This is a genomic window from Pseudoalteromonas sp. KS88, from assembly GCF_004766475.1.
In the GTDB taxonomy this organism is placed as follows: Bacteria; Pseudomonadota; Gammaproteobacteria; order Enterobacterales; family Alteromonadaceae; genus Pseudoalteromonas.
Genome location: NZ_PYHV01000023.1, coordinates 111,979 through 124,854 on the forward strand (window position 1 = coordinate 111,979; position 12,876 = coordinate 124,854).

Annotated in this window: 9 protein-coding genes; 7 read left to right on the plus strand and 2 right to left on the minus strand. The window is 40.6% G+C overall.

Annotated features, from left to right (window positions below):
* The first annotated feature begins 225 nt into the window (after positions 1–225).
* On the plus strand, positions 226–1,647 hold the full coding sequence (locus C7Y70_RS15700) for a coniferyl aldehyde dehydrogenase (RefSeq protein ID WP_210114671.1): 1,422 nt from the start codon (positions 226–228) through the stop codon (positions 1,645–1,647).
* 128 nt (positions 1,648–1,775) lie between these two features.
* On the opposite strand, the gene C7Y70_RS15705 is transcribed toward C7Y70_RS15700, so the two are convergent.
* Positions 1,776–2,501 (minus strand): tetratricopeptide repeat protein, encoded by a 726-nt coding sequence (locus C7Y70_RS15705; RefSeq protein ID WP_135475748.1) that lies wholly within the window; start codon positions 2,499–2,501, stop codon positions 1,776–1,778.
* A gap of 489 nt (positions 2,502–2,990) precedes the next feature.
* On the opposite strand from C7Y70_RS15705, the gene C7Y70_RS15710 reads away from it, so the two are divergent.
* Complete coding sequence (locus C7Y70_RS15710) at positions 2,991–3,854, plus strand: DUF6279 family lipoprotein (RefSeq protein WP_135475750.1); 864 nt, start codon at positions 2,991–2,993, stop codon at positions 3,852–3,854.
* Between the two features lie 172 nt (positions 3,855–4,026).
* Entirely contained in the window at positions 4,027–5,058 is a 1,032-nt protein-coding gene (locus C7Y70_RS15715; RefSeq protein ID WP_135475751.1) for a GGDEF domain-containing protein, read from the plus strand.
* Here the strand turns inward: C7Y70_RS15715 and C7Y70_RS15720 are convergent.
* Positions 5,055–6,002 carry a LysR family transcriptional regulator gene (locus C7Y70_RS15720; protein ID WP_135475753.1) on the minus strand — a complete coding sequence of 316 codons (948 nt, stop codon included), beginning with the start codon at positions 6,000–6,002 and terminating at the stop codon, positions 5,055–5,057. The genes C7Y70_RS15715 and C7Y70_RS15720 overlap by 4 nt on opposite strands.
* A 121-nt stretch (positions 6,003–6,123) precedes the next feature.
* Between C7Y70_RS15720 and C7Y70_RS15725 the strand changes: the two genes are divergently transcribed.
* Genes C7Y70_RS15725 through C7Y70_RS15740 form a run of 4 tightly spaced genes read left to right on the plus strand, consistent with a single transcriptional unit; the run spans position 6,124 to position 12,859 of the window.
* Positions 6,124–7,290, plus strand: a complete 1,167-nt coding sequence (locus tag C7Y70_RS15725; RefSeq protein WP_099296961.1) for an efflux RND transporter periplasmic adaptor subunit — start codon at positions 6,124–6,126, stop codon at positions 7,288–7,290.
* An 8-nt stretch (positions 7,291–7,298) separates the two neighbouring features.
* Positions 7,299–10,454, plus strand: coding sequence for a multidrug efflux RND transporter permease subunit (locus C7Y70_RS15730; protein ID WP_135475755.1), 3,156 nt, complete (start codon positions 7,299–7,301; stop codon positions 10,452–10,454).
* Positions 10,447–11,823, plus strand: coding sequence for a TolC family protein (locus C7Y70_RS15735; protein ID WP_135475757.1), 1,377 nt, complete (start codon positions 10,447–10,449; stop codon positions 11,821–11,823). Before C7Y70_RS15730 ends, C7Y70_RS15735 begins: the two co-directional genes overlap by 8 nt.
* A 16-nt stretch (positions 11,824–11,839) precedes the next feature.
* Positions 11,840–12,859: a zinc-binding dehydrogenase gene (locus C7Y70_RS15740; RefSeq protein ID WP_135475759.1), complete on the plus strand. Its 1,020-nt coding sequence runs from the start codon at positions 11,840–11,842 to the stop codon at positions 12,857–12,859.
* Positions 12,860–12,876: the final 17 nt, after the last annotated feature.

Below are 12,876 nucleotides of genomic sequence, written 5' to 3' on the forward strand. Positions count from 1 at the left end.
CCTACATGGATGTAGGTAAGGGGCGCTAGCAGGACGCGGTAGCTTTGCTCGGTTTTTACTTAGCCTGCTAGGTTACAAACCTCGCGCCGCGATTAAATCGCCCCTAGATTGAACAAATTTCAATCCACAAAGGTCAACACGCCCTAGTATAAGCACTCTTTATTGCTCCTCAGTATAAACACAGTTATAGTATTTTCCTGGTAATTTTAATGAACGGATTTTCTTTTGACTGACAGTGCTAGTATCTCTGCTGACTTAACGTCTGCTTTCAACCTCATGCAAACACGCTTTGACAGTGTCCCTTATCCCACTATAAAAGATCGTATTAATCTTTTAAAAATACTTAAAAGCAAACTCATTGAGTCTGAAGGTGAGATAGTCGCTGCTATTTCAAAAGATTTTGGCTACAGAACAGGTTTTGACACTGTTTTAGGTGATATCTTACCGACAGTGAAAGCCATTGCTTATAATATTAAGCATCTCCCTAAATGGGCGAAAGATACGCCGCGTCGGGCAGGTATTTCGTTAGCACCTTCTAAAGTCTCTGTAAGTTATCAACCAAAAGGAGTCGTGGGTGTTATTTCTCCGTGGAATTACCCGATTCAGCTTGCACTCGTGCCAGTAGCAACGGCGCTAACTGCAGGTAACCGTGTGTTACTGAAGTTAAGTGAGTTTACACCTCATACTAATCAAGTTTTAAAGCGACTTTTTAGCGACGAATTAAGTGAGCATTGTACTGTAATTGAAGGTGAGACACAGGTAAGCCAGCAGTTTTCAGCTTTGCCATTCGCGCATTTGTTTTTTACTGGCTCTACCAACGTTGGGCGCCATGTAATGGCCGCCGCAAGCAAAAATTTGACTCCTGTGACCTTAGAGCTCGGTGGAAAGTCGCCAGTGGTCATAACACCCGGTACCGATATTAATAAATCTGCAAAGGCTATTTTGTTTGGTAAAATGTCTAATGCTGGCCAGATTTGTGTCGCGCCAGATTATGTTTTAGTTCCTAACGAGTTAAAACATCAACTAACTCAAAGCTTATGCTCTTTGTATAAAAAATATTATGGACTGGGTGTAGAGGGAAAAAATTTAACATCAGTAGTAAATACTGATCATTACGAGCGATTAAATAATTTACTTGAGGATGCAAAAAGCAAAGGCGCACAAGTAATAGAGCCTCTTGACGATAATATGAACGATCAACAAAAGCATCGTATGGGGTTGCACTTAGTGACACATGTGAATGATGATATGTTGGTAATGCAAGAAGAGATATTTGGGCCAATATTACCTATCATGGGTTATGACAATTTAACGGACGCTATAGCGTATATTAATAACCATCCTCAACCGCTGGCATTGTATGTGATGGGTCATGATAAGGCTGTTAACGAATCAATAGAGTTGCAAACGCAAAGTGGCACGCTTGCATTAAATGACACGCTTATGCAAGTAACAGCGGAAGATGTCCCATTTGGCGGTTTAGGTGAATCTGGTATGGGAAATTATCATGGTAGAGAAGGGTTTATGACCTTTAGTCATGAGAGAAGTAAATTAATAAGTGGTCAATTTAATCCACGGTTAAACTTACTGCTTTCTCAAAACTCATTGCTTATTAAATTACTTAAGTGGATGTATTTGCGTAATTAACAAATGCAAAGTCGCTATTTAATTCATAAAGCATCACCAATCAGTAATAAAGAGTCTTTAAATTGCCCGAAAACGTGCTGTTTTTAAACAGCTTTATCGGGCATCAATTATATGAGTGCTAATTACTGTTAATAGATTCGGTCTTCTCCTGCATATAATCCTGCTTGAATTCGCTCATAAAGCACATTTGCTTTTTCTTTAGCTTCAGTTATTTGTGCAGGTAGCATTTTTCTTTCATCAAGCTTACGGCTATGGCTTGCGTTTAAGTTTCCGTTAAACTCGGCTACTGAGTTCCAGATATATGATTTTTCTATATTCTTTTCAACACCTAAACCTTCATAATACATTAGTGCAATATTGAACTGAGCTAAGGAGTAGTTGTTTCCAGCTGCTTTTTCATACCATTTTAGCGCTTCTTTGTAGTCAAGTTTGACGCCAGTGCCATTTGAGTACATCACTCCGAGGTTAAATTGTGCTGCTGGCAAGTTTTTTTCTGCAGCTTGCTTAAATAATGTCACGGCCATTTGCTTATCAAGCTTAACGCCTTTACCTTCTTCATAAAGCACAGCGAGGGCAAACATAGAGTCAACGTGGCTTTTGTTAACTGCTTGCTGGTACAAATCCGCCGCTTTGCGGTAATTACGGGTTACACCGTGACCGTTTTCGTATAACTGTCCTAGCTCATAAATACCCGGTGCAAACCCTTTATCGGCAAGGTAATTAAATTCTTTTAAGGCCTCTTCAAATTGCCCTTCATTGGCGGCTTTAATGCCTTCTTCTAGACCTGCATGACTAAAACAAGGCACACTTAATGCACCAATCATTAACAATACTTTTAATTTCGGTTGCCACATGACTAAACCTCCAATAAGTTGTAACTGTATAATTTTAGTTCTAAGCTGCAAAAAACCCAACTTATAATTAAAAATCGTAATAATGAGGGTAAGATACAGATATTAAGGGATAAATTAAAGAAATAAAAAAAGCCCCTCAGGGGCTTTTTGATTCATATCAACCGTCACCGATATGAGCAATGTAGCAAGTAAATGTGATCTGAAAATGAAATACTTTGGGTCGAGTAAAGTCTCTCACTGAAGCGGCACGCTCTTCATCAACACACAGTTTATGGGGTCAGCATCCATGCTGGGTACTCTATCCTTAGGCACTGAGGTCGGTACATAAATAAATGAGCCCGTGTTGATGGGAATGATTATTACTTACATATTCGCGCAGGTCAATAGTTAAATGAGAATTATTATCAAGTTTGTGATCGTAATTATTTTATATTCAGTATAACTAATGCCAACAAACCTATGGGCAGAATAACGAGGGATTATACTTACATGTACAAAAACAATAAAAAGTTAAGTTTAAGAAATGGGCTGTTGATTATCTTCATCTTATTTGTCAGCGGATGTTCAGCAAGTTTCACCTACAACAATATTGGTTGGCTGTCAGGTTTCTGGATTGACGATTATGTAGATCTAAATAAGCAACAATCGCAGACGGTCAAATTATTGATCAAAGATACGCGTGACTGGCATAGAACAAGCCAATTACCGCTTTATAAAGCTGATCTAATTCATTTGCAAAATATACTAAACGATTCACCATCTGAGCAGGCACTCATCGAGCATTTTAATAATTCAAGAGGCCATTGGCAGACCTTGGTCGACAAAATTGCCCAACCGTTAATAGACGTCGCTAAATCCCTTGATAAAAAGCAAAAGATGCAGTTTATTGCTAAGATTCGAGACGATATAAATGAAGAGTTGGAACAATATGAAAAGCAAACCGATACAGAGCGAAGTGAAGAACGATTAGAGAAACAAACCGAAACTTACAAAGAGTGGTTAGGAAAGCTTTCGCAACAGCAGCTCACTCTTATTTCGAATGCTAATGACAGCTATGAACCACGATTTGTACAATGGCAAAAATACAAAAACACTCGGTTAGATGCCTTGGTTGCAGTATTTGACAATCCTACAACAAATTCGGCTGAATTTAGCCAAAACTTGCTGCGTATTATTACTGAACGTGAAGCGTTTATGAGTCCAGAGTTAATGGCTGCAACTGAGAAAAACCAAGCTTTATATGCGAAGCTATTAGTTGAATTACGCCATACACTTACCCCGAAACAAATGAAGCATGCCGAGGACAAGTTTAAAGACATGATAGAAGAAATTGATGACTTAATAGCAGACTAAACAGCCGATTTACGCGACATGTTTAAATTATTGGTTGTGGTTATTTTACTGATAAGTATTTACAGCCACTAAGTCCAAAAGACGGCTTTAAATCATGCATTTGTCATTTTAGCTTGAGTTCTAACAAAGAGTGTTTAAACTTGATGTTATTAATTTAAAACTAAGTATTTAGATGACTATTGCAGCACTAAACAGTACACATGTCTTACGTAGTAAGATACTAAAATGGATGTGTTTCTGTTTAAGCCTTGTCGCAGCAGCATTTAGTTACTTTAATGTGTTTATCAACAACTTTTTAGTACTTGGTTTGCTAGAAAGTGTGTTTGCACTTTATTGCTTCTATATATACATCACTATTTCCAGTGAACAGGTTAAGCTCTGGCAATCTCTCAGTATTTGTTTATTTTTAGCTTTTCTGGTTGTATTTGGCAGTCATCTGGCCCCAATGAAAAACGCATTGTTTGTTTGGTTATTAGTGCTTCCAGTTGCTTTTTATTTATTAATGGGAGTTCGTTGGGGAGCTATATTATCTTGCCTCTCACTCGTGCTGGAGGCCATTGTGTTGTCTTCTAAACCATTTGCCGCTTTAAATTTAGGCCTAAATTTAGCTTTGGCTTATTTACTTATTTGGGTGTTAGCTCATGTATTTGAAAGCAGCCGAGAAAACTCATACAAACAATTGCAAAATTTAGCATTGCTCGACCCATTAACAGGCACTGGAAACCGCCTTGCCATGAACCATATTTTCGAGACTAAACTTATTAATAAGCTCGGTTTGTATACCCTTGTTATGGACTTAGACTTTTTTAAACGGGTGAATGACGTTTATGGCCATGCGGTAGGGGACAAAGTATTGGTGGCTGTTACCCAAATCATAAAAGATAAGTTACCTGATGCGCATGTTTTCAGGATAGGTGGCGAAGAGTTCGCAATTTTTGTACATGGTTGCTCGTTTGATGAAGCAAAATACAGTGCGCAAATGATCCGCAGCAGTATTGAGGAACATCAATTTTTAATTGATGATCAAATGATTGCACTGACGGTTAGTGTAGGTGTTGCGCAATATAAATCAGGTGAAACATTAAAATACACTATAAAAGCGGCAGACGACAGGCTGTATGAGGCAAAGCGAAACGGCCGAAACCAGGTTGTTATGCCACCAGAAGATGTTGTTATGCTTAATGACCTAAAGAAGATCTCTTAACGGCCGCGATACATACTGTCAAAATTTGGTATATTATTTTCCCAAATTGGTGTGTCTTTGCCTAAATGTTCTTTTATTGCATCAAAGAAAAGGCGTGTCCTAACTGGTAAATCTCGGTGCGGATAAACAGCGTACATTGCACTGTATTCAGTAAGGTGTAGATCTGTTAATAAGGGTACCAATCGCCCTGATGTGACTTCGTTATCGATTATAAAAGCGGGCGCTAAAACATAAGTTGTACCAGATAGCGTTTTTTCTAATAAAACTTCAGCATCATTTGCTCTAAACACACTTTTTATTTTTTGCTCTTGAGCATCACCATTTTGATCAATGTAGCGAACGCCTTCAACCCTTAAAGAAGTGCTCGAATAGCTAGCAGCTGGTAAATCGGCTAAATCTTCAATACTTTCAGGCATCCCATAAGTATTTATAAATTCGGGCGACGCTAATAATAATAATCTATTTCGTGCAATTTTGCGGGCAATGAGTGATGAATCTTTAGGCTCGCCAACACGAAAAGCCAAGTCAAATCCTTCTGACACTAAATCAACTAACTTATCATCAAGCCTCAATTCAACTTCTACCTGGGGAAAGCGTTTTTGAAAATCGTTGATAACCGGTTGTAAGTAGCGCCGGCCAATAATTGTAGACGAGGTTATTTTAAGTACACCGCGTGGTTCTTGATGGTAATTTTCAGCAAGACGAATCGTTTCACTGAGTAGTTCTCTAAGCTCTGTTGCTTTTTTTACCATTTCTGCACCAGCAGCTGTTAGTGAAAAAGACCGTGTTGTTCTATTGAGTAACCGAACACCTAAATCATCCTCTAAACGACTAATTTGTTTAGAAATAACAGATCTATCGATATTGCGTGTTTCGGCAGCTTTAGCAAACGACCCTCTTTCCACGACTTCTAATAGCATCAATAAACGGCTCGTTGTGTCCATGATATATTCACTCAATAATAATTGGTGCCATTTTGGCATTAATGAATTTGAAAATCTATGGTTTTTGTCCGCATGTTTGTTCCGTACCATTTATTAATAAATAAAATGGAGCAGCGTTGAAATGAACAAGCACTTAATAGCTACCGCAATTATAGCGGCATTACTAACCTTAAGCGGGTGTGCAGAAGAACCCGCACAAGAAAATACCCAACAACAGCTACAACCTATAGATGTGGCAGCAGTAATCACAAAGCCTGTGCAAAGTTGGCATACCTATACAACTCGTTTAGAGGCACCTGAAGAGGTCTCCTTAATGCCCCGTGTTTCAGGTGTTATTGAGAATATAGCTTTTGAAGAAGGTGACGTGGTTAAAAAAGGGGACTTATTATTTGAACTAGATGCACGCCCTTACGCAGCTATTGTTGCTAGCTTAAGAGCGCAAGTCACCAGTGCAAAAGCTGCATTGGAGCAAGCGAGTAGTGAAGCTAAAAGAGCTGAGCGACTAACCCAGCGTAAAGCAATTTCAACTGAACAAGCTGAATCACGTACTTCAACCTTGCATCAACGCGAAGCGCAATTAGCTGCCTATAAAGCGCAATTAACAGCTGCTGAACTTGACTTGGCTTTTACTAAAATTCGCTCACCGATAGAAGGCATTGTTTCACGTGCAAATATAACAAAGGGCAATAATGTTCAAGCTGGGCAGTCGGTTTTAACCTCGATTGTTTCAAATAAAACGATGTATGCATATTTTGATGTAGATGAGCGTACATGGAATCGGTCATTTAGTGATGTTACCCGTTCAGATAAACAAGCGGTTGTGATGCAAAAAGTGGGTAAAGCAACATTTGACCATGCAGGCTATATCGATTTTATCGATAATCAAATTAATGTAGCAACAGGCACATTGCGCGTAAGAGCACGGTTTGAGCAATCAAACAATGAATTAAGAGCAGGCTCATTTGCGCGGATTAAGCTTGCTGCGAATGCGGTACAAAAGCATATCATCGTCCCTGATCGTGCTATAGGCACTGATCTAAAAAATCGTTTTGTATTAACCGTTGGTCAGAACAATGTTTTACAGTACAAGCTAGTCACTGTGGGTGAGCGGTATGGGCGTTTCAGGGTGGTTACGTCAGGCTTATCTGACACTGATATTATTGCTGTGAATGGCCCTGCTAGAGTTGGCCCTGGGATGCCTGTAGCACCTAACACAGTAACATTAGATACCTCGGGTATTGCATTCACTTTACAGCCGTCTTCTCACAATTTAATGGCTAAAAAGTAGGGCATAACATGAAATTTTCACACTTTTTTATTCAGCGCCCGATTTTTGCAGCAATGCTGTCGTTAATTATCCTCATTGCGGGTGGGATCTCGCTATTTCAGCTCCCCGTGAGCGAATATCCCGAAGTCGTTCCACCTACCGTAGTTGTAACCGCTAACTACCCAGGTGCAAACCCAACGGTAATAGCTCAAACTGTCGCAACACCGTTAGAGCAAGAGATAAATGGCACTGAAAATATGTTGTACATGTTTTCACAAGCGACCAGTGATGGCCGAATGACCTTAACTGTTACATTTGCGCTTGGTACTGACCTCGATAGAGCGCAAGTACAAGTGCAAAACCGCGTAAACAGTGCGTTACCGCGCTTACCTGAAGAGGTACAGCGTTTAGGTGTGGTTGCAGAAAAATCATCGCCTGATTTAACTATGGTTGTACATTTATATTCACCACAGAAAACACACGATACAGCCTACCTATCGAATTATGCTGACTTGTATATTAAAGACCAAATCGCACGATTAGCGGGTGTGGGTGATGTGCAGTTATTTGGCGGTGGTCAGTATTCTATGCGAGTGTGGCTAAACCCAGATGCATTGTCTGCTCGTGGTTTGACAGCGATGGATGTTGTTACTGCTCTTCGTGCTCAAAATCAACAGGTTGCAGCGGGTAGCTTAGGTGCCCAGCCAGCCTCATCAGACAGTCAGTTTCAAGTATTGCTGAATGTTAAAGGGCGCTTAAACAGTGTTGAAGAGTTTGAGCAAGTAATTATTAAAGTGGGCGATCAAGGGCAATTAACTCGCCTTAGTGATGTCGCTCGAGTGGACTTGGGACAAAACACCTACTCATTACGTGCCGAACTTGATAATCAACCAGCACTGGCTATGCCAATTTTCCAACGACCGGGTTCAAATGCAATTGAGCTTTCTGATCAAGTACGTGAAACTATGGCGCGACTATCTAAAGCATTTCCCGAAGGCGTTGAATATGACATAGTTTACGATCCTACTGTGTTTGTGCGTGGTTCAATTGATGCAGTTATTGCGACTTTACTTGAAGCAATTGCATTGGTTGTTATTGTGGTTGTGTTGTTTTTACAAACTTGGCGAGCATCTATTATCCCATTGATTGCAGTCCCAGTTTCATTGATTGGCACGTTTGCGGTCATGCAATGGTTAGGTGTCTCAATTAATACGTTATCGTTATTTGGCTTGGTGTTGGCTATAGGTATTGTGGTTGATGACGCGATTGTGGTGGTTGAAAATGTTGAACGAAATATCGGTCAAGGGTTATCACCTTTAGAAGCAACACGGGTGGCGATGACCGAAGTAACCGGACCAATAATTGCGATAGCCTTAGTGTTATGTGCGGTGTTTATTCCTACTGCATTTATTAGTGGTTTATCGGGGCAATTTTATAAACAGTTTGCATTAACGATTACTATTTCAACGGTCATCTCCGCATTTAACTCATTAACACTTTCGCCTGCATTGTCGGCTTTATTACTTAAAAGCCATGATGCAAAACCCGATGCATTAACACGTTTACTTAATCGTTTATTTGGTCGCTGGTTGTTTAATCCGTTTAACCGCCTATTTGACCGTGGCGCAAAAGGTTATCAAAAGCTAGTACAAAAATTAATGCGTATGAGTGTTATCGTACTGGTTGTTTATATTGCATTAGTTGGCGGCACAATTAAGTTGTTTGATGCTGTGCCAGGTGGCTTCATCCCTGCTCAGGATAAACAATATTTGGTTGCCATTGCGCAATTACCTGATGCTGCGAGTCTTGAGCGTACACAAGATGTTGTAAAGCAAATGCAAGAAATTGCATTGCAAGTGCCGGGCGTTGCAAACACGGTTGCGTTTCCGGGATTGTCAGTAAATGGATTCACAAATAGCCCTAATAGCGCGATAGTGTTTACCCCTTTAGATGCATTTAGCGAAAGAGGTGAGCCGCAGTTGTCTGCAATGTCGATTGCTGCTCAATTAAACCAGCGTTTCTCAGCCATTGATGAGGCATTTGTAGCAGTGTTTCCGCCTCCGCCAATTCAAGGTTTAGGAACTACGGGCGGCTTTAAATTACAAATTGAAGATCGTGCTAATAAAGGCTTTGAAGCCTTGTTTAATAGTCTTCAAGCAGTAATTACAAAAGCGCAGCAAGATCCGGCATTGATGGGCATGTATTCAAGTTTTCGCATTCAAGTACCACAAATGGATATTGATATTGACCGTGAGCAAGCTTTAATACAGGGGATTCCACTAGATGAAGTGTTTAATGCGCTACAAATATACTTAGGTTCAATGTATGTAAATGACTTTAATATGTTTGGCCGTACTTACCAAGTTAATGCGCAAGCTAATGCTCAGTATAGGCTCGATCCAGAGCAGATTTTAAACCTTAAAGTACGCAATAACCAAGGTAATATGGTACCACTAGGCTCAGTATTGACAGCAACACCAACAATTGGACCTGACCGTGTAATGCATTACAACGGTTACCCAAGTGCTGAACTCAATGGCAGTCCTGCGCCAGGTTTTAGCTCTGACCAAGCGCAATATGCAATAGAGGCAATTTTAGCTGATACCCTGCCTACTGGGATTGAGTATGAATGGACAGAAGTGACATTCCAGCAAATTCTAGCGGGTAACACGATGGTTTATGTTTTCCCACTGGTGGTTTTACTTGTGTTCATGGTATTGGCTGCGACGTATGAAAGTTTAAGGCTACCTCTAGCTATTATTTTAATTGTACCCATGACTATATTCTCTGCACTAATGGGAGTGTGGCTAGTGGGCGACGATAATAATATTTTTACACAAATTGCCTTAATTGTTTTAGTGGCACTTGCATCAAAAAATGCCATTTTGATGGTTGAATTTGCGCGAGATAAAACCAAGCAGAACATGAGTCATTTTGATGCCATTTTAGAGGCATGCCGTATGCGTTTGCGCCCCATATTAATGACATCAATAGCATTTACTGCAGGTGTTATTCCGCTTGTACTAGCCACAGGTGCAGGCGCTGAAATGCGCCATGCAATGGGGAACGCGGTGTTTTCAGGCATGATAGGTGTGACAGTCTTTGGCTTATTGTTTACACCTGTATTTTATATTTTAGTAACCAAGTCACCTAAAGCCCCATCACAGGAGCAAATTAATGAATAACTTACGATTAGCCGCTGTGGTTATTGCTAGTTTTTTAACTGGCTGTGCGAGCAAAATTGATGAGCAACAGTACCAATCCGATTTGCAATCATTTGTTGAGAAAACGCAGATTGCACAGCAATTACAGGGCACTGATGAGCTTAATTGGTGGCAAAAATTGGGCTCACAGCAACTCAATGATCTGGTTGCCAAAGCGCGCAGTAATAATTTTGATTTAAAGACCCAACAGTTTCAATTGCAAAGTGCTTTAGCGCGCTTAGGTGCTGAACGTGCCCAGTACTTACCACAAGGTAATATTGGTGCGAGTGCGACGCGCACTAGCATTGGTAATAGTCAATCACGGCAATCGCAATCAGGTGTTAATTTAGATTGGCAGATAGACTTGTTTGGTAAAGTCACTGCACTGGTTGACGCTGCGAATGCCGGTGCAATGAGCCAAGCTGAGCAAGTAAGGGCATTGCAAATTGAAACACTATCCTCAGTGGTAAAAGGGTTTGTAAGCTACCAAGGTAGCTTACAAAAAAAGCAAATAATCAACTTGCAAATAGAGGCGCTCTTACAAAGTATTGATGTACTAAAAGCACGTGTTGAAGAGGGGGTTGCAAGCGAACTTGATTTAAATCGGACGTTGGCTCAGCTAAGGCAACAGCAAGCTTTGTTGCCTGAGATTGAATTTGCTCAGTTTAGTGACTTGTCAATGTTGGCTTTATTAACTGGGCAGCTTGCCGATGATTTAAAATTGGAGGATGAAAGGGATATACTCAACCGCAATTTTAAGGTGAGTTTAACCAGCCCAAGCAAAGCGGTTGCACTTAGGCCCGATATCAGTCGAGCGCTTTTTGAGTTTAGCCAAGCAAGCTCACTGAGTGTGGCTGCAAGTAAAGCTTTACTGCCAGATATTAGCTTGAGTGCTTTTGCTGGTGTAATTAGCTTAGGTAATAATCAGTTATCTGATACTCAACAACAATGGCAGTTAGCGCCAAAAATCCAGTGGTCATTACTGAGTTACCCAGCTTTGCTTGCCCAGCGTGATGCACAAGACTATTTAACACAAGCCGCGTACAGTCAATATCAGCAAGTTGTATTAAATGCGATGAGCGAAAGTGAACTATCGTTACAGCGTTTAGTCAAACAGGGCGAACAAACTAAGTATGCAAACGAGCGTTTTAAGTATGCCAATAATGCATTTTTACAAGCACAAGCTATGTATCAAGAAGGGCAAATTCCTTACTTAGAGTTGTTAGATGCGCGGCAGGATGTTTTAATAGCGCAAGAGAATGCAGTAGATTCAACCATTTCGTCATTACTTGCCAAAGTAGATACTTACCAAGTATTCAATGGGCGGTGGGGCTACGCGTTAGTTAATTAGTTAAATAGAGTCTTTAATGCCACATACTGATATTTTATCAACAATTCCAAGGCTTATGCGTGCAATTGTGCTCGAGGAGCCTAACGAGCAGATTTTACTTTCTGAACGTGAAATACCTGTGCCCGATGTATCAGGGAATGATTTGTTAATTAAAGTGGAGTATGTGGGGTTAAATCCCACGGATGCACAGTTTGCTAAAACGGGTTTTTGTAAATGGAATTACCCTCATACTTTGGGTTTGGATGCCGTTGGTGTGGTAGTTAAAGCGGATAAAGGTGTTTTCCCTGGAGTGGGGAACCGGGTAATGTTCCATGGTAATTTGGGTGAGCAAGGCGTGTTATCCCAATACGTAAAAGTCCCCAACTTTGCAGTTTCAGTGATCCCTGACTCGGTTAAATCAAGTCATGCGGCAACTTTACCCTGTGCAGGTATGTCTGCATTAATTGCATTGGACAAACTACAGTTAAGTGAAGGGGATTCAATATTAATTGAAGCCGGTGCAGGTGCAGTGGGCCAGTTTGCAATCCAGTTTGCAAAACAGCGTGGTGCAACAGTGTTTACGACAGCAAGTAAGCGCAACCATAAGCTTGTTAAACAGCTCGGAGCCGATGTTGCATTTGATTATCACGATAAAAAATTAGCGGATAAAATTCGCCGAGAGCTCGGCCCGCAAGGTTTCGATGCCGTTCTGGATTCAATAGGGGGAGAAACGACCATTCGAAACGTTGAGTTAATGCGTTTTTGTGGACGTATTGCTTGTTTAAACCCTCTACCAGCATTTGAGCAAGAGCTGATGTTTCGCCGAGCTCCGAATATCGGTATTGTTTCACTGGGCGGTGCTTGGCTTGCAAATAGCTTATGTGCGCAGCAAAGAATGAGCTTTATGGGCAATTTGCTACTAGAAAGTTTGGCAAATAATACACTGACCATTCCTTGTATTATTCCTGTTGAGTTTAATGCTTCGAATGTATCTGCCTCGCTAAATAGACAATTACAAGGTGGTTTTACCGGAAAGCAAGTTGTGCAGGTGAGCTAAATTAAATACATTATCTG

Excerpts from the sequence above, each read along its gene's own strand:
- C7Y70_RS15705 (WP_135475748.1), bottom strand. The coding sequence starts at position 2,501 with ATGTGGCAACCGAAATTAAAAGTATTGTTAATGATTGGTGCATTAAGT.
- C7Y70_RS15710 (WP_135475750.1), top strand. The coding sequence starts at position 2,991 with ATGTACAAAAACAATAAAAAGTTAAGTTTAAGAAATGGGCTGTTGATT.
- C7Y70_RS15715 (WP_135475751.1), top strand. The coding sequence starts at position 4,027 with ATGACTATTGCAGCACTAAACAGTACACATGTCTTACGTAGTAAGATA.
- C7Y70_RS15720 (WP_135475753.1), bottom strand. The coding sequence starts at position 6,002 with ATGGACACAACGAGCCGTTTATTGATGCTATTAGAAGTCGTGGAAAGA.
- C7Y70_RS15725 (WP_099296961.1), top strand. The coding sequence starts at position 6,124 with ATGAACAAGCACTTAATAGCTACCGCAATTATAGCGGCATTACTAACC.
- C7Y70_RS15730 (WP_135475755.1), top strand. The coding sequence starts at position 7,299 with ATGAAATTTTCACACTTTTTTATTCAGCGCCCGATTTTTGCAGCAATG.
- C7Y70_RS15735 (WP_135475757.1), top strand. The coding sequence starts at position 10,447 with ATGAATAACTTACGATTAGCCGCTGTGGTTATTGCTAGTTTTTTAACT.
- C7Y70_RS15740 (WP_135475759.1), top strand. The coding sequence starts at position 11,840 with ATGCCACATACTGATATTTTATCAACAATTCCAAGGCTTATGCGTGCA.